The 17,764-nt window shown below is 71.8% G+C and carries 15 protein-coding genes; all 15 read left to right on the top strand.

What is annotated here, in order from left to right; translation table 11 throughout:
* Positions 1 to 76 precede the first annotated feature (76 nt).
* The 15 genes from ABZ795_RS21845 (at position 77) to ABZ795_RS21915 (ending at position 17,755) form a co-directional block, all read left to right on the top strand.
* On the top strand, positions 77 to 1,030 hold the full coding sequence (locus ABZ795_RS21845) for a DUF559 domain-containing protein (protein WP_357531649.1): 954 nt from the start codon (positions 77 to 79) through the stop codon (positions 1,028 to 1,030).
* Between the two features lie 176 nt (positions 1,031 to 1,206).
* Positions 1,207 to 2,367, top strand: coding sequence for a YihY/virulence factor BrkB family protein (locus ABZ795_RS21850; RefSeq protein WP_357531650.1), 1,161 nt, complete (start codon positions 1,207 to 1,209; stop codon positions 2,365 to 2,367).
* 170 nt (positions 2,368 to 2,537) lie between these two features.
* Complete coding sequence (locus ABZ795_RS21855) at positions 2,538 to 3,716, top strand: ROK family transcriptional regulator (protein ID WP_327024564.1); 1,179 nt, start codon at positions 2,538 to 2,540, stop codon at positions 3,714 to 3,716.
* Positions 3,717 to 3,750: 34 nt separating this feature from the next.
* The gene (locus tag ABZ795_RS21860; RefSeq protein WP_327024565.1) at positions 3,751 to 5,319 is read left to right on the top strand and encodes a sugar ABC transporter ATP-binding protein; all 1,569 of its coding nucleotides are present in this window, start codon (positions 3,751 to 3,753) and stop codon (positions 5,317 to 5,319) included.
* A 76-nt stretch (positions 5,320 to 5,395) separates the two neighbouring features.
* Positions 5,396 to 6,499, top strand: coding sequence for an ABC transporter permease (locus ABZ795_RS21865; protein WP_357531651.1), 1,104 nt, complete (start codon positions 5,396 to 5,398; stop codon positions 6,497 to 6,499).
* Positions 6,500 to 6,593: 94 nt separating this feature from the next.
* Positions 6,594 to 7,637, top strand: coding sequence for a substrate-binding domain-containing protein (locus ABZ795_RS21870; RefSeq protein WP_327024567.1), 1,044 nt, complete (start codon positions 6,594 to 6,596; stop codon positions 7,635 to 7,637).
* Between the two features lie 23 nt (positions 7,638 to 7,660).
* On the top strand, positions 7,661 to 8,869 hold the full coding sequence (locus tag ABZ795_RS21875) for a Gfo/Idh/MocA family oxidoreductase (RefSeq protein WP_327024568.1): 1,209 nt from the start codon (positions 7,661 to 7,663) through the stop codon (positions 8,867 to 8,869).
* A 454-nt stretch (positions 8,870 to 9,323) separates the two neighbouring features.
* On the top strand, positions 9,324 to 10,472 hold the full coding sequence (locus ABZ795_RS21880) for an inositol-3-phosphate synthase (protein ID WP_357531652.1): 1,149 nt from the start codon (positions 9,324 to 9,326) through the stop codon (positions 10,470 to 10,472).
* The gene (locus ABZ795_RS21885) at positions 10,469 to 11,401 is read left to right on the top strand and encodes an SCO3242 family prenyltransferase (RefSeq protein ID WP_357531653.1); all 933 of its coding nucleotides are present in this window, start codon (positions 10,469 to 10,471) and stop codon (positions 11,399 to 11,401) included. The genes ABZ795_RS21880 and ABZ795_RS21885 overlap by 4 nt, the downstream gene beginning before the upstream one ends.
* Positions 11,398 to 12,390: a sugar phosphate isomerase/epimerase family protein gene (locus tag ABZ795_RS21890; protein WP_357531654.1), complete on the top strand. Its 993-nt coding sequence runs from the start codon at positions 11,398 to 11,400 to the stop codon at positions 12,388 to 12,390. Before ABZ795_RS21885 ends, ABZ795_RS21890 begins: the two co-directional genes overlap by 4 nt.
* Positions 12,391 to 12,425: 35 nt before the next feature.
* Complete coding sequence (locus ABZ795_RS21895) at positions 12,426 to 13,043, top strand: EboA domain-containing protein (protein WP_357531655.1); 618 nt, start codon at positions 12,426 to 12,428, stop codon at positions 13,041 to 13,043.
* Entirely contained in the window at positions 13,043 to 13,894 is an 852-nt protein-coding gene (locus tag ABZ795_RS21900) for a TatD family hydrolase (RefSeq protein WP_327024573.1), read from the top strand. The genes ABZ795_RS21895 and ABZ795_RS21900 overlap by 1 nt, the downstream gene beginning before the upstream one ends.
* Positions 13,894 to 15,081 (top strand): metabolite traffic protein EboE, encoded by a 1,188-nt coding sequence (gene eboE, locus ABZ795_RS21905; protein ID WP_357531656.1) that lies wholly within the window; start codon positions 13,894 to 13,896, stop codon positions 15,079 to 15,081. The genes ABZ795_RS21900 and eboE overlap by 1 nt, the downstream gene beginning before the upstream one ends.
* The gene (locus ABZ795_RS21910; RefSeq protein WP_327024575.1) at positions 15,078 to 16,460 is read left to right on the top strand and encodes an alkaline phosphatase family protein; all 1,383 of its coding nucleotides are present in this window, start codon (positions 15,078 to 15,080) and stop codon (positions 16,458 to 16,460) included. Before eboE ends, ABZ795_RS21910 begins: the two co-directional genes overlap by 4 nt.
* A gap of 287 nt (positions 16,461 to 16,747) precedes the next feature.
* A complete protein-coding gene (locus tag ABZ795_RS21915) occupies positions 16,748 to 17,755 on the top strand; it encodes a sugar phosphate isomerase/epimerase family protein (protein WP_357531657.1) in 1,008 nt (335 codons plus the stop codon).
* Positions 17,756 to 17,764 lie beyond the last annotated feature (9 nt).

Here is a 17,764-nt window from a genome sequence, read left to right on the forward strand (position 1 = left end):
CAGTTGTCGTTACGGAATAACGGCAAGTGTCCAAGATCTGGTGGTTGGGTGAGGTGCCGGGGGCCACTGTGGGCGGATGATTGTTCCCGACGAGCGCGCTGGGGCGCTGGAGTGGCTGGCTTTCGAGCAGGCCGGGGTGCTCACCTTCGCACAGGCCCGCACGGTGCTCTCCGAGGGTGCCGTACGAGGGCTGGTGCGCTCCGGGCGGTGGCGTTCTCTCAGCCGAGGGCTGCTGTTGGCCGGTAACGGGCGGTTGACCAGGGACCAGCAACTGTGGGTGGCCGTCCTCGCGGCCGGGCGGGGTGCGGTCCTCGCGGGAGCCGCGGCGGCCATCGAAGCCGGGGTACGTGGGCTGCGGCTGGAACCCGTGCATGTGCTGGTGCCGGCGGCCCGTCGGGCGGCGCGTACGACCCTGCGCCGGATGCCGATCGACATGGCCGCCGTGGTGGTACATCGGACGGCGGTGTTGCCCGCCGAGCACCTTCAGGTCGGTCGTCCGCCCCGGACCACCACGGCCCGGGCGTTGGTCGATGCGGCTGGCTGGGCGTCCTCCACCCGGCAGGCGCAGGAGATCATCGCGGCCGGCTGTCAGCAGCGGCGGGTGCTGCCCGAGGAGTTGGCGGCCGTACTCGATGTGTTGCCCCGGGCGCCCCGACGGCTGTTGATCCGGCAGACCATCGACGATGTCGCCGGTGGCGCCCAGGCTCTCAGTGAGATCGATTTTATTCGACTATGCCGCCGGGCCGGGTTGCCTGAGCCCGAACTACAGCAGCGGCGTACCGACGCGGCCGGTCGGATCCGCTGGTTGGATGCGTACTGGCGGCAGTGGCGGGTGCATGTGGAAATCGACGGTGCACATCATCTGGACGTCCGCCATTGGGCTGCGGACATGCAGCGCCAGAACGATATCTGGACCACCGGGGACCGCATCCTTCGCTTTCCCGCCTGGCAGGTCCGGGCCCACCCGGACCAGGTCGCCGACACCGTACGCCGTGCCCTGCTGGCCGCCGAATGGCGACCCGACGACTGAATCTTGGACAGTTTTCGATAGCGCCGAGCGCCAACTGTCCAAGATTCACGGAGATCGCTAGAGATTGTCGCTGGTCGATGTGGATTGTGGGTGGGGGGTTGGGGGTTTCGATGGGAGGTTAGGCGGGGGCGGTGGCCGGGCATGTCGTCGTCGGCGACCGAGTCGAGGGAGGGGCGATGGCCTCCGAGAATTCATCCAGCCGGGACGGGCGCGGCTCCGCGCAGCCGGCCAACCCCGAGCCTGCCCGGCCCGACGACGACCAGGACGCCCGGTCCGACGGCAACACCGAGACCCGGCCGCGCGACCAGGCCGCCCGGTCCGACGGCAACGGCGGGAGTCGGGCGTACGGCGGGGATGCTGGGGTGGGGCGGGAGGAGCCGCGCAAGCCGACGCACCTGTCGTGGCGGGAGTGGGTGGCGGCGCTGCGCCGGACGGTGCGGGAGTTCAGCGACGACCGGCTGGGCGACTGGGCGGCGGCCCTCACCTACTACGGGGTGTTGTCGATCTTCCCCGGCCTGTTGGTGCTGGTCTCGTTGCTCGGCCTGCTCGGCCTGCTCGGCCCCTCGGCCACCGAGGGGGTGCGGGACACCGTGGACGAGGCGGTGCCGGAGCAGAACATCCGCCAGATCATCGACGCGGCCATCGACCAGGCGCAGGGCAGCGGCGGACTGGCTGGGCTGGCGGCGATCGTCGGTCTGCTGGCGGCCTTCTGGTCGGCCTCCGGCTACGTCGCCGCCTTCATGCGGGCCGCCAACGCGATCTACGACGTGCCGGAGGGGCGGCCGATCTGGAAGACCCTGCCGATCCGGGTGGCGGTGACCGCGGTGATCGGTGCGCTGTTGCTGACCAGCGCGGTGATCGTGGTCTTCACCGGCCGGATCGCCGAGCATGTCGGGTCGGCGCTCGGGGTGGGGCGTACCGCCGTGACGGTCTGGGATCTGGTCAAGTGGCCGGTGCTGTTGGTGCTGGTCAGCCTGATGTTCGCCATTCTGTACTGGGCTACGCCGAACGCCCGGCAGGGCGGGTTCCGGTGGGTCAGCCCGGGTGGCGTGCTGGCGGTGCTGCTCTGGCTGCTGGTCTCCGGGGCCTTCGCGGTCTATGTGGCGAACTTCGGCTCGTACAACAAGACCTACGGCGCCCTGGCCGGAGTGATCATCTTCCTGGTCTGGTTGTGGTTGAGCAACGTGGCGATTCTGCTCGGTGCGGAGTTCGACGCCGAGTTGGCCCGGAGTCGGGCGATCGCCGGGGGTCTGCGGCCGGTCGATCGGGAGCCGTACATCGAGCTGCGTGATGATCGCAAACTGCGCTCGAAGGATCACCCTCCGAAGTTGTTCTGACCTGCGGAAAGGGGATGGGCGGGCGGCGGCGCCAGCTTTTGCTAGATCCAACAAAAGTTGGTCCAGATTCGCTCTAAGGTCTGGACACCGCGCATCGACGGCTCCTACTGTGTCGGGCACCACGCATCGATATTTCATCGACGTGAACTAGTCCGGTGGAGAGGTGAGCCGTGCATACCGCCGACCCCCTGCACGTACGGCTGCTGCGGCTGCTCCGTAACGAGGGAGCGCTGTCGCGCGCCGAGCTCGCCGACCGGCTGCAGATGCCCCGCCCCCGGCTCCTCGCCGAGCTGGAACGACTGGTCGCCCTGGGGTTCGTCGCGGAGGCCGGCAAGGCCGCCTCCCGAGGCGGACGACGCTCCACCCTGGTCGAACTCAGTCCCCACCTGCGTTTCGCCGCGGTGGACCTGGGGGCCAGCTCCATCGACGTCGAGGTCGTCAACGGCCGCCTCGAACCGGTGGCCGCGTACGCGGAGGCGGCCGACATCCGGACCGGGCCCAAGGTCACCCTCCAGCGGGTCAACGAACTGCTGCACAAGGCCCGGGTGGACGGCGCCTATGACCGGCTCGACGCGGTCGGCATCGGGGTACCCGGCCCGGTCAGCTTCCGCGACGGGGTGCCGGTGTCCCCGCCGATCATGCCCGGCTGGGACCGCTTCCCCGTCCGTGAGCTGCTCACCCGCGAGCACGGCTGCCCCGCCGTGGTCGACAACGACGTCAACATCATGGCGATCGGGGAGCGGCACGGCGGGGTCGCCCACTCCGTCGACGACTTCCTGTTCGTCAAGATCGGCACCGGCATCGGCTGCGGGATCTACCTCAGCGGCGAGGTCTACCGGGGCACGGACGGTTGCGCCGGGGACATCGGCCACATCCAGGTGGACCCGCACGGGCCGATCTGCTCGTGCGGCAACGCCGGCTGCCTGGAGGCGCTGTTCAGCGGGGCGGCGTTGGCCAAGGACGCCACCGCCGCGGCGCGTACCGGTGCCTCGCCCGCCCTGGCCGAACGGCTCAGCGCCAACGGCACGGTCACCGCCCTGGACGTCGCCGCCGGTGCGGTCGAGGGGGACGTCACCTGCATCCAGCTCATCCGCGAGGGCGGCCGGCGGGTGGGTGGGGTGCTGGCCGGGCTGGTCAGCTTCACCAACCCCTCGATGATCGTGATCGGTGGCGGTCTGGCCCACCTCGGGCATGTGCTGCTCGCCGAGATCCGCAGCGTGGTCTACCGCCGCTCGCTGCCGCTGGCCACCGGCAACCTCCCGGTGGTGCTCTCCGAACTGGGTCCGCGGGCCGGGGTCGCCGGTGCCGCCGTACTCGCCAGCGACCTGGCCTTCGGGGAGGCGACGTGAACCGCCGACAGTCAACGTGGAGTGGAGCACCGGCATGAGTGAAACCGGACATCCCCTGGTCGAGGCGCCCGCCGACACCGTCGCCGGTGAGGTGGTGCTGCGACTGTCCGACGTGGTGAAGACCTTCCCCGGGGTACGCGCCCTGGACGGGGTGCAGTTGGAGGTCCGCGCGGGCGAGGTGCACTGCCTGCTGGGGCAGAACGGTGCCGGCAAGTCCACCCTGATCAAGGTGCTGGCCGGGGTGCACCGGCCCGACTCGGGGCTGGTCGAATGGCGTGGCCGGCCGGTCGGCTTCGCCAACCCCCAGGCCGCCATGCGCGCCGGCATCGCGACCATCTACCAGGAACTCGACCTGGTCGAGGACCTCTCGGTCGCCGAGAACGCCTTCCTCGGCCACGAGCCGCGCAGCTTCGGCTTCATCCGCCGGGGTCACATGGCCCGCCGTACCCGACAGATCCTCGGTCGGCTCGGGCACGCCGAGATCCCGCCCGGGCGGATGGTCCGGGCGCTGCCGGCGGCCGGTAAGCAGGTGGTCAGCATGGCCCGCGCCCTCTCCCACGAGGCCCGACTGATCATCATGGACGAGCCGAGCGCGGTGCTCGCCCACGACGAGGTGGACAACCTGTTCCGGATCATCCGCGAGTTGACCGCCCAGGGCATCGCGGTCATCTACATCTCCCACCGGCTGGAGGAGATCCGCGAGATCGGGGACCGGGTCACCGTCCTCAAGGACGGCCGGACCACCGCGGCGAACCTGCCCGCCCGCGACACCCCCACCCGTGACCTGGTCTCCCGGATGACCGGCCGCACCATCGAGTACGTCTTCCCGGAGCGCGCCGCCGGCACCAGGGTCGGCCAGACCCTGCTGGAGGTGCAGGGGCTGACCCGCTCCGGCGAGTTCGCCGACGTCTCCCTGACGGTCGCGGCCGGCGAGATCGTCGGCATCGCCGGGCTGGTCGGTTCCGGTCGCTCCGAGGTGCTGGAGACCATCTACGGGGCCCGTCGCGCCGAGTCGGGCACCGTCCGGATGTCCGGCAAGACCCTGCGGCCCGGCAGTGTCGGTGCCGCCGTACGGGCCGGTCTGGGCATGGCCCCGGAGGAGCGCAAGAGCCAGGCCCTGCTGCTCGGCGAACCGATCTACCGCAACGTCACCCTGGCCACCTTCGCCCGCTACGCCCGGCTCGGCTTCACCGACGTCGGCAAGGAGCGGGCTGAGGCCGACCGGATCGCCGAGAGCCTGGAGATGCGGCCGCGGGACGTGGGTAGGCCGGTACGGACCCTGTCCGGTGGCAACCAGCAGAAGGTGGTGGTCGGGCGCTGGCTGCTCGGCGGCACCCGGCTGTTGCTGCTGGACGAACCCACCCGGGGCGTGGACGTGGGCGCCCGAGCCGAGCTGTACCAGGTGATCCGGGAACTCGCCGCGCAGGGCGTCGGGGTGCTGCTGGTCTCCAGCGAGGTACCCGAGGTGCTCGGCCTGGCCGACCGGGTGCTGGTGATGCGGGAGGGGCGGGTCGTGCGTACCGCTCCCGCCGCCGAACTCGACGAATCCACCGTCCTCGACCTCGTGATGTCGGGGTCCCTGATGGAAGGCGCAGCGGCATGAGCGAGCGTCAGCGAGCGAATCATCGATACAGCGTGCACATGCCTCATGGCGGCGCGGAGCGAAGCGGAGCGCTGGCATGAGTGACAGTCCGCCCACGACCAAGTTGCCGGCGCAGTCGCCGCCGGTGGACCGGGCCGAGACGGAGGCGGCCGGCCATCGGGCATCGACCGGCCGGATCTCCTGGTGGCACGGCGACGGCGGGGACGGGGCACGGCGCAACCTGGCCCTGATCGGGGTGCTGCTGATCCTGTTCGTGATCGGTGCGGCTACCCGCTCCGACCTGTACTCCAACCCGGACTGGGTCTGGGCGAACATGCTCAGCATCCTCAAGCTGGCCTCGGTGGTCGGGGTGGTCACCGTCGGGATGACCTTCGTCATCATCGGCGGCGGCATCGACCTCTCCGTCGGCGCGATCGTCGCGCTGGCCGGGGTCTGGTGCACCACGGTCGCCACCCAGAACTTCGGCGCCGGCGGCATGATCTTCACTGCGGTCGTCGTGGGGATGGGGGTCGGCCTGGTCAACGGGGTCCTCATCGCGTACGGGCGACTGGTGCCCTTCATCGCCACCCTGGCCATGCTGGTGGCGGCCCGGGGACTGGCCGCCGAGATCTCCGACAAGCAGACCCAGATCTCGCAGAACAGCACCATCAACGGCATCGCCAGCAACAGCCTGCTCGGCATTCCGCTGCTGGTCTACATCCTGGCCGGGGTGGTCATCGCGGGCTGGGTGCTGCTCAACCGCACCACCTTCGGTCGGCGTACGGTCGCCGTGGGCGGCAACCCGGAGGCCGCCCGACTGGCCGGCATCGACGTCAAGCGGCACACCCTGCTGCTGTACGTGCTGTCCGGACTGTGCTGCGGCATCGCCGCCATCATGCTCACCGCCCAGGCCACCTCGGCCCAGGCGGCGATGGCCAACCTCTACGAGCTGGACGCGATCGCCGCCGTGATCATCGGTGGCACGCTGCTCAGCGGCGGGCGGGGCACCATCGTCGGTTCCCTGCTCGGTGTGATCATCTTCGCCACCATCACCAACCTGTTCGCCATCAACGGGCTTTCCACCGAGGCCCAGAACATGGTCAAGGGCGGCATCATCGTGGCCGCCGTCCTGATCCAGCAGATCCAGTTCGGCAGCCTGTCCCAGTTCTTCCGTCGCAACAACCGGCTGACCACCGGCTGATCACCACATACCCCCCAGGCCGCCGGCGCATCGACGGTGGCCGGGCCCCGCACACCCCAAATCCCTCTCCACCACAGATAACCAGGAGGTCGTGATGACCCAGCACAGTCGCCGCCGGCTGCTATTCGGCGGGGCGGCCGTCGGAGCCGGCGTACTGCTGGCCGGCTGCACCAGCAACGAGCAGGCCACCCCGACCGAGGCCCAGACCAAGGCGGCCGAGGGCGGCGGCAACGCCGAGCCCGGCAAGAAGGTGACCATCGGCTTCTCCGCCCCGGCCGCCGACCACGGCTGGATCGCGGCGATCACCAACAACGCCAAGTCGCAGGCGGCGGCGTACTCCGATGTGGAGTTCAAGACGGTCGAGGCGGGCGCGGACGCAGCGGCCCAGCGGGCGGCGCTGGACACGTTGATCTCGCAGAAGCCGGACGTGATCGTGTTGCTGCCGCACGACGGCAAGGAGCTGAACTCCTTCGGCCTGGCCGCCATGCAGGCCGGTATCCCGGTGGTCAACCTGGACCGGGCCTTCCCGGACGCCAAGGCGTACCGGTTGCAGATCAAGGGCGACAACTACGGCATGGGCGTCTCCGCCGCCAACTTCATCGTCGAGCAGCTCAAGGCCAAGGGCATCAGCAACCCGGTGATCGCCGAGATCGCCGGCATCGACTCGCTGGAGCTGACCCAGGAGCGCACCCAGGGCTTCAACGACACCCTGGCCCAGCACGGTTTCAAGGTGGCCAACCGCCGGGCGGCCGAGTTCACGGTGGACTCCGGGCAGCGTGAGGCGAGCCAGCTGCTCCAGGCCCTGCCGAAGATCGACGCGATCTGGAACCACGACGACGACCAGGGCATCGGTGTCCTGGCGGCGATCAGCCAGGCCAACCGCACCGAGTTCTTCATGGTCGGCGGCGCCGGCTCGAAGAAGGCGATGGAGGACATCCAGGCCGACAACACCGTGCTCAAGGCCACGGTGACCTACAGCCCGTCGATGGCCTCCTCGGCCATCTCGCTGGCTCGCCTGATCGGCCAGGACCGGGGCATGTCCGACCTGGTGGAGCTCCAGGTGCCCAAGGAGATCATCCTCGCCTCCGAAACGATCACCAAGGAGAACGCGAGCAACTACCTCAAGCTCGGGTTCTGACACGACCGGGGGGAGACCCAACCTTGTCCACGAACGACAAAGAACTGCGGGTCGGCATGGTCGGCTACGCGTTCATGGGCGCCGCCCACTCACAGGCGTGGCGCACCGTGAACCGGGTGTTCGACCTGCCGGCGCGGGCCCGGATGGCGCTCATCTGCGGCCGGGACGCCGGGAAGGTGGCCGAGGCCGCCGACCGGCTCGGCTGGGAGGAGCACACCACGGACTGGCGGGAGCTGGTGGCCCGACCGGACATCGACGTGGTGGACATCTGCACACCGGGTGACAGCCACGCCGAGATCGCCCTGGCCGCGCTGGCCGCCGGCAAGCACGTACTGTGCGAGAAGCCGCTGGCCAACACGGTCGCCGAGGCCCAGGAGATGGCCGCTGCGGCGGCCACCGCCCGGGCCGGCGGGGCACGCTCGATGTGCGGGTTCAACTACCGGCGGGTGCCCGCGGTGGCGCTGATGCGTCAGCTGGTCGCCGAGGGGCGGCTCGGCGAGATCCGGCACGTGCGGGCCAGCTACCTGCAGGACTGGATCGTGGACCCGCAGTTCCCGCTGGTCTGGCGGCTGCGTAAGGAGGTGTCCGGCTCCGGCGCGCTGGGTGACATCGGGGCACACATCATCGACCTCACCCAGTACGTCACCGGCCAGCAGATCGCCGGGGTCAGCGCGGTGACGGAGACCTTCGTCAAGGAACGGCCGCTGCCGAGCGAGTCCAGCGGGTTGGCGGCCCAGACCGACGGCGGCAGCGCCGCCACCGGACCGGTCACCGTCGACGACGCGGCGATCTTCGTAGCCCGCCTGGACGGCGGGGCGCTGGCCACCTACGAGGCGACCCGGTTCGCCACCGGACGCAAGAACGCGCTCCGGGTGGAGATCAACGGGTCGCTCGGCACGGTCGCCTTCGACCTGGAACGACTCAACGAGCTGGAGTACTACGACGCGACGCGACCCGCCGCCGAGCAGGGCTTCAGCCGGATCCTGGTGACCGAGGGCGAGCACCCGTACCTGTCGGCCTGGTGGCCGCCGGGGCACATCATCGGGTACGAGCACTCCTTCACCCACCAGATGCGCGACTTCATCGAGGCGGTGGCGACCGGGGCCGACCCCAGTCCGTCCTTCGTCGAGGCGTTGCAGGTGCAACTGGTGCTGGACGCGGTGGTCCGGTCGGCCGAGGCAGGCTCGGCGTGGACCACCGTGGAGCCGACGTTGGCGACGGCCACCGTCTAGAGCCACCTTCGGTACCCGACCGGCGAGGGCCGTCCGCGGTTGCGCCCCGCGGCCGGAACGGGTCGGGTACCGGAGATCGTGCCGACGGGCCACCCGGCTCGGTGGCACGAGCAATGCGGTTCCTCCGGAGCGGCCGGACCGGGATTCCCCGGCCGCACCGGAGGGCCGCCGCCCGACCATCCATCCCCGACGAGCCCCAGGAACCCCCGGGGCTCCCACCCAGGATTTCTCACCTCGTCGTCCGGCTGGTCGCCTTTGCCATGGGTACCGGCCGGATGCAGGTAGGCAGCGGCGAGACGCCGACCGCCGCCGCCTGCCAGCCCCGTCCGTCCGTACCGCTCCGCGTCGCCGGACCGGTGGTGACGCCGCCGACGTCGGCGCCGGCCGGTGATACGCACCGGAGCGGACGGCGGACGGGGCGCAACACACGGTGCAACGACCGGGAAGGAGCACCATGCGTACGGGTGTCTGGCTGGTGGGTGCGCGCGGCTCGGTCGCGACCACCAGCATCGTGGGGGCGCTCGCGCTGCGGGCCGGGCTGACCGCCCCGACCGGGTGCGTCACCGAACTGCCCGCGGTGGGCGGCCCCGCCCTGCCGGCCTTCTCCGACCTGGTCTTCGGCGGACACGACGTGGTCGCCACCCCGCTGGCCAAGCGGGCCGAGACCCTGGCCGCGGCCGGGGTGCTGCCCGCCCGCCTGGTCGCCGCCCTGCCGGAGGAACTAGCCGCGGTCGAGCAGGAGTTGCGGCCCGCCCCCACCGAGGGCAGCCAGGCCGACCGGGCCGCCGCGATGGTCCGCGACCTCACCGAGTTCCGCGACCGGCACCGGCTGGCCCGGGTAGTGGTGATCAACGTGGCCGCCACCGAACCGGCCCCCGAGTCGCACCCCGCCCACGCCGACCCGGCCGCCCTCGGGGTCGCCCTGACCGGCCCCGAGGAGGTGCTGCCGCCCAGCTCGCTGTACGGGTACGCGGCCGTGAGGGCCGGCTGCCCGTATGTCGACTTCACCCCGTCGACCGGGTTGCGGCTGCCCGGGCTGGGCGCGTTGGCCGAACAGCACCGGGTGCCGTACGCCGGGCATGACGGCAAGACCGGGGAGACCCTGCTCAAGTCCGTACTGGCCCCGATGTTCGCGATGCGCAACCTGCAGGTGCGCTCCTGGTCCGGGGTCAACCTGCTGGGCGGGGGAGACGGGGCCACCCTGGCCGACCCGGCCGCCAACGCCGCCAAGGTACGCAGCAAGCAGCGGGTGCTCGGCGAGACCCTGGGCTACCTGCCGCAGGGGGAGACCCGCATCGACTACGTCGAGGAGTTGGGCGACTTCAAGACCGCCTGGGATCTGATCACCTTCGCCGGGTTCCTGGGCACCGGTATGCGGCTGGAGTTCACCTGGCACGGCTGTGACTCGGCGTTGGCCGCCCCCCTCGTGCTCGACCTGGCCCGGCTCACCGCCGCCGCGCACGCCGCCGGGCGTACCGGGCCCCTGACCGAGTTGGCCTTCTTCTTCAAGGACCCCCTCGGCGAGGGCACCCACTCCCTGGCCGACCAGTGGACCCGGCTGTGTGAGTTCGCCCGAGGACTGCACTCCGGAGGCACCCGATGACCCGCGTGGCTGACCTGCTGGAACTGGTCCGGGCCCCGGCCGCCCTCTCGGTGCCCGGGGACGTGGTCGCCGGTGCCGCCGCGGCCGGTGCACTGGGGCCGCGTACGCCCGCTCTGGCGACCGCCTCGGTGCTGCTCTACTGGGCCGGCATGGCCGCCAACGACTGGGCCGACCGGGGGTTGGACGCGACCGAACGCCCGGAGCGCCCCATCCCCAGCGGACGGGTCAGTCCCGGCCTGGCGGTCGGCCTGGCCGCCGGTCTGACCGCCGCGGGCGTCGGGCTCGCCGCCGCCGCCGGGGGACGTCGCGCCGCCGCGGTCGCCGTACCCCTGGCCGCCACCATCTGGGGGTACGACCTGCTCGCCAAGAACACCGCCGCCGGTCCCGCCGTGATGGCCGCCTGCCGAGGGCTGGACGTGTTGCTGGGTGCCGCCGGTGGCCGTCCGGTCCGGGCCCTGCCGGCGGCGGTGACCGTGGCCGCACACACCTGGACGGTCACCGCCCTGTCCCGCCGCGAGGTCGACGGTGCTGACCGGGCGCTGCCGCTGCGTACCCTGGCCGGCACCGCCCTGGTCGCGGCGAGCGCTGCGGTACCGCCCGGCCCGCGTTCCGCAGACCCCGCTGCGCGGGCGCACGGCCACTGCGGCGAGCGCTTCGGTGCCGGCCGCCGTGCGGTCGGGGCCGTCGCTGCGGCGCTGCCGGCCGTCCTCGCCGGGTGGTACGCCGCCCGCTACGGCGCCGCGCAGGCCCGGGTGGTCGCCGAACCCACCGCCGGTCGGGTGCGCCGGGCCGTCGGTGCCGGCATCACCAGCCTGCCCGCCCTGCAGGGCGCCCTGACCGCCCGGGCCGGAGCCGGTCTGCTCGGGGTGGCCGTGGCGGCGGCGGCGCCGCTGGGCCGACGGCTGGCCCGGAAGGTCTCCCCGACATGACCGCACCCGCCTCCGGCGCTTCCGACGGCCTGCGCTTCGGGTACGGCACGAACGGCTTCGCCAACCACCGGCTCGACGACGCCCTGGCGGTCATCGCCGACCTGGGTTACGTAGGGGTGGCGCTGACCCTGGACCACGACCACCTCGACCCCTTCGCCCCGGAACTGGCCCGGCGGGTGGATGCCGTCCGACGTCGACTGTCCGAACTCGGCCTCGCCGTGGTGATCGAGACCGGGGCGCGCTACCTGCTGGACCGGTGGCACAAGCACGCCCCGACCCTGCTGCACGACGACGCCGCGCTGCGGGTGGAGTTCCTGCGCCGCGCGGTGACCATCGGCGCCGACCTGGGAGCCGAGGCGGTCTCCTTCTGGGCCGGGGTACGCCCCGAAGCAGTCCCGCCGACCCTGGCCTGGGACCGGCTGCTGGCCGGCTGCACCAGGGTGGTCGAGGCGGCCGACCGGGCCGGGGTGACGCTGGGGTTCGAGCCCGAGCCGGGCATGCTGGTCGAGGACATCGCCGACTGGCGTCGGCTGTACGCGGATCTGGGCGCACCGGCCTGCCTGGGCATCACCCTGGACATCGGACACTGTCGCTGCCTGGAGTCGCTGCCCGTGCCCGACTGCGTCCGCGAGGTCGGCGCGCACCTGGTCAACGTGCAGATCGACGACATGCGCCGGGGGGTGCACGAGCACCTGGAGTTCGGCCAGGGTGAGATCGACTTCCCGCCGGTGCTGGCCGCCCTGCGCGAGGTCGACTACCGGGGCCTGGTCGCGGTCGAGCTGCCCCGCCACTCCCACGCCGCACCGGCGGTAGCCGCCCGATCCCTGGACCACCTCCGCCGTGCCACGGCCGCATCGACGGCTGGCGCAGCGGAGCGGGCCGACCCGCCGGAGGACCTTCCTACGCGGCGCGCGGGGATGACACGGACCTGCGGTGACGAGGGTGCAGCGACAGGCGACAACCACAGCCGGAACACGAGCCAGGCCTGACGACGGATGGCACGGAGAAAGGGGTGAGGACGGCGATGAGATCGGACGACCTGCGGGCGGCCCTGCGGGGCCTACCTGATCCGGACTGGCTGACGGCGGCCCTGCACGGCGTCGCGGCGCAGCCCTCGGCGATCACGAGGTTCTTCCCGGCGGTCGGTCGGCGGTGCGGCCGGGCCGAGCTGCCCGACCTGCCCGGCTGGACCGCCGACGAGGCCGCCCGGGCCCTGCTGCTGGCCCACCTGCCGGCCGAGCACGCCACCCACGCCGAGGCGCTCTACCGCACCGGGGACGCCGCCGAGAAGCGGGCCGTGCTCAAGGCACTGCCACTGTTGCCGATCGGCACGGCCGGGATCCCCCTGCTGCACGACGCCCTGCGTACCAACGACACCCGGCTGATCGCCGCCGCCCTGGGCCCGTACGCGACCCATCTGGACCCGCCGACCTGGCGGCAGGCGGTGCTCAAGTGCGTCTTCACCGGGGTACCCCTGGCCGTGGTGGCCGACCTCGACACCCGCGCCGACGGGGAACTGGCGGTGATGCTGGCCGGGCTCGCCGCCGAACGGCAGGCCGCCGGGCGCAGCATGCCCGAGGACGCCACGGCGCTGCTGGACCGGCTGACCGCCGCCAGTCGACCGCACCACAGGGAGGCGTGATGCGCATCTTCGACCCGCACATCCACATGACGTCCCGCACCACGGACGACTACGAGCGGATGGCTGCCGCCGGGGTACGGGCACTGGTGGAGCCGGCCTTCTGGCTGGGCCAGCCCCGCACCAATGTCGGGTCCTTCACGGACTACTTCGACTCCCTGGTCGGCTGGGAACCCTTCCGGGCCGGACAGTTCGGGATACGTCACCACGCCACGGTCGCGCTCAACCCCAAGGAGGCCAACGACCCGCGCTGCCGGCCGGTGCTGGACGTGCTGCCCCGCTACCTGGAGAAGGACGGGGTGGTAGCGGTCGGTGAGATCGGGTACGACTCGATGACCCCGGAGGAGGACGCGGCCTTCGCCGCCCAACTGGCCCTGGCCGTGGCGCATGACCTGCCGGCCCTGGTGCACACCCCGCACCGGGACAAGGCCCGGGGGGTGGATCGCACCCTGGCCGTGGTCGCCGAGTCCGGCATCGACCCGGGTCGGGTGGTGGTCGACCACCTCAACGAGGTGACCGTGAAGCAGGTCCGGGACACCGGCTGCTGGCTGGGTTTCTCCATCTATCCGGACACCAAGATGTCCCCGCCCCGGATGGTGGAACTGCTCAAGGCGTACGGCACCGAGCGGATGCTGGTCAACTCCGCTGCCGACTGGGGCCGCTCGGATCCCCTGCTGACCCGGGCCACCGGGGACGCGATGCTGGCCGCCGGGTTCACCGACGACGACGTGGACCGGGTGCTCTGGCGTAACCCGGTCGAGTTCTACGGGCAGTCGGGTCGGCTGGACCTGCGCGACGAGGATGACGCGGAGCAGACCTTCGCCGGCAACTCGATCATGCGCGGCGGCAGCTGATGCGACTACGACATGCCGGCGGGCGCACCGTCCACCTGGGCTACTGCACCAATGTGCATCCCGCCGAGGAGTTCGCCGGCATCCTCGCCCAACTGGACCGCTACGCGGTGCCGGTCCGCACGGCACTCGGCACCGACCTGCTCGGCCTGGGCCTGTGGCTGGCCGCCCCGGTCGCCGCCGAACTGGCCGCCGACCCGCAGGCCCGTCGGCGGTTGCGCACCGAGTTGGCCGTACGCGGGCTGGAAGTGGTCACCCTCAACGGTTTCCCGTACGCGGCCTTCCAGGCGCCCGTGGTCAAGGGGGCGGTCTACCAGCCGGACTGGACCACCCGGCAGCGGCTGGAGTACACCCTTAACCTGGCCCGGGTGCTGGCCGACCTGCTGCCCGAGGACGCCGACCGAGGCTCGATCTCCACCCTGCCGTTGGCCTGGCGTACCCCCTGGGACGGTGACCGGGCCGAGCAGGCCCGGCGGCGCCTGGACCAGCTCGCCGCCGGGCTGGCCGCCGTCGAACGGGACACCGGCCGGACCATCCGGGTGGGGTTCGAGCCGGAGCCCGGCTGCGTGATCGAGAGCAGCGCCCAGGCGGTGACGGCGTTGTCCGGGACGGACCCCGAGCGACTGGGGGTCTGCCTGGACCTGGCCCATCTAGCCTGTGCCTGGGAGGAGCCGACCGCCGCCCTGGACCGGCTGGCCACCGCCGGGGTGCCGGTGGTGAAGGTGCAGGTGTCGGCCGCCCTGGAGGCGATCGACCCGGCCGCCGACCCGGAGGCGCTGCGCCGCTGGGTAGAGCCGCGGTTCCTGCACCAGACCCGTACCGCCGGCTGCGCAGCAGCCCTCGACCCGGCGGACCCCCGGTGGGCCGCCGACGACCTGGACCTGGCCCTCGACGCCGGGCTGCCCGGCCCGTGGCGGGTGCACTACCACGTACCGTTGCACGCCCCACCCGAACCACCGCTGAACGCGACCCTGCCGGTGCTGCGCGCCGCGCTGGCCGCACTCTTCACCGCAGCCGAGGCCGGCTGCGACCACCTGGACGTCGAGACGTACACCTGGGGGGTGCTGCCGGCCGCGCGGCGCCCGGACACCGACGCGGAGTTGGCCGCCGGGATCGCCGCCGAGCTGGCCTTCGCCCGCGACGAACTGGTCGCCCTCGGGCTGACCCCGACCGAAACGGTATCGGCATGAGTCGCAAACTTCTGGTGCTGGACGTGGTGGGGCTGACCCCGCGTCTGCTGGCCCACATGCCCCGGCTGCGCGCGGTGGCCGACACCGGGTTCCGCGCCGAGCTGGGTACGGTGCTGCCGGCGGTGACCTGCTCGGTGCAGTCGACCTTCCTCACCGGTGCCCTGCCCACCGAACACGGCATCGTCGGCAACGGCTGGTACTTCCGCGACCTCGGTGAGGTGCTGCTCTGGCGGCAGCACAACGCCCTGGTCGGCGGGGACAAGATCTGGCAGGCCGCCCGGCGGGTACGCGGCGACTACACCGTGGCCAACGTCTGCTGGTGGTACGCGATGGGCGCGGACGTCGACTGGACGGTCACCCCGCGACCGATCTACTACGCGGACGGTCGCAAGGAGCCGGACTGCTACACCGACCCGCCGCAGCTGCACGACGAGCTGACCGCCCGGCTGGGCACCTTCCCGCTGTTCACCTACTGGGGGCCCGGGGCGGGTCTGCCCTCGTCCAGTTGGATCTGCCGGGCCGCCGAGCAGATCCTCACCGAAAAGTCGCCCGACCTGACCCTGGTCTACGTGCCGCACCTGGACTACGACCTGCAACGCTTCGGCCCGTCGGCGCCCCAGGCCGCCGCCGCGGCGACCGAACTGGACGGGGTGCTGGCCCCCCTGCTGGACGCCGCCCAGGCCCGGGACACCACCGTGGTGGTGCTCTCCGAGTACGGCATCACCGAGGTCTCCCGCCCGGTGGACGTCAACCGGCTGCTGCGCGCCGAAGGGCTGCTGCGGGTGCACACCCAGGCCGGCATGGAGTACCTGGACCCCTGGACCTCCCGGGCCTTCGCGGTAGCCGACCATCAGGTGGCCCACGTCTACGTACGCGACCCGGCGGACCTGGCGGCGGTGGCGAAGCTCTGCGCCGGGCTGCCCGGGGTGGCCGAGGTGCTCGACGCCGAGGGCAAGGCGGCGCACGGGCTGGACCATCCCCGCGCCGGTGAGCTGGTGCTGGTGGCCGAGCCGGACGCCTGGTTCACCTACTACTACTGGCTGGAGGACAAGCTTGCCCCGGACTTCGCCCGGCTGGTCGAGATCCACCGCAAACCCGGGTACGACCCGGCGGAACTGTTCTTCGACCCGGCCGCTCCCGCAGCGGCCAAGCGGCGGGCGGCCGCCGCGTTGGCCCGCAAGAAGCTGGGCCTGCGGTACCTGATGAGTGTGGTCGGGCTGGACGCCGGGGCCCGGGCGGTACGCGGCTCGCACGGGCGGTTGCCGGCCGACCCGGCCGACGGCCCGGTGCTGCTCTGCTCCGACCCTGCCCTGGCCCGGGAGCGCATCGCCGCCACCGAGGTGAAGGGGCTGCTGCTGGAGCTCGCCGGGTTGGGGTAAGTGCCCTCCCGTAGCGATGTAAGGAAGGGCCCCTTGTTAACGCCTGGCGTGGTACAGGGGCCCCCTCTTAACACGGGCGAACGACAGGGCCTTTTGTGGCGCGGGTGACGGGCCTAGAGTGAAGGACGGCGACCGCGAGGTGGCCGGTGAGTCGACGGGAGGCGCAACCCGTCGGCCCCAGGCTGACCACGCCCACCGGCACCCCCTCCAGGCCGCCGTCTCCGGCATCCCTCGCCCCGGTCACGCAGGTACGGAATCCCCCTCACCACGACAGGGGAAAAGGACTGATGGCGCGACCGATCACGCTGTTCACCGGCCAGTGGGCCGACCTTCCATTCGACGAGGTGTGCCGGCTCGCCGCCGAGTGGGGCTACGACGGTCTGGAGCTGGCCTGCTGGGGCGACCACTTCGAGGTCGACAAGGCCCTCGCGGACGACTCGTACATCGAGCGCAAGCGGGAGACCCTGGCCAAGCACAACCTCCAGGTCTTCACGATCTCCAACCACCTGGTCGGCCAGGCGGTCTGCGATCATCCGATCGACGAGCGGCACCAGGGCATCCTGCCCGCCCGGATCTGGGGCGACGGTGAGCCCGAAGGGGTACGCCAGCGGGCCGCCGAGGAGATCAAGGACACCGCCCGGGCGGCGGCCAAGCTCGGCGTCAACACGGTCGTCGGCTTCACCGGCTCGTCGATCTGGCACACCCTGGCGATGTTCCCCCCGGTGCCGCCCGCGATGATCGAACGCGGCTACCAGGACTTCGCCGACCGGTGGAACCCGATCCTCGACGTCTTCGACGAGGTGGGGGTGCGGTTCGCCCACGAGGTGCACCCCAGCGAGATCGCCTACGACTACTACACCACCAAGCGGACCCTGGAGGCGATCGACCACCGGCCCGCCTTCGGCCTGAACTGGGACCCCTCGCACTTCGTCTGGCAGGAGCTGGACCCGGTCAACTTCATCTTCGACTTCGCCGACCGGATCTACCACGTCGACTGCAAGGACGCCAAGGTGCGTACCGGCGACGGGCGGCGGGGCCGGCTGGCCTCCCACCTGCCCTGGGCGGACCTGCGGCGCGGCTGGGACTTCGTCTCCACCGGCCACGGTGACGTGCCGTGGGAGGACTGCTTCCGGGCCCTCAACGCGATCGGCTACGACGGCCCGATCTCGGTCGAGTGGGAGGACGCCGGCATGGACCGCCTGGTCGGTGCCCCCGAGGCCCTTCAGTTCGTCCGCCGGCTGGCTTTCGACGCCCCCGCCGCCGCCTTCGACGCGGCGTTCAGCAGCAAGGACTGAGCAGATCCC

The sequence above is a fragment of the Micromonospora sp. NPDC047134 genome, from assembly GCF_040643455.1.
GTDB lineage: Bacteria > Actinomycetota > Actinomycetes > Mycobacteriales > Micromonosporaceae > Micromonospora.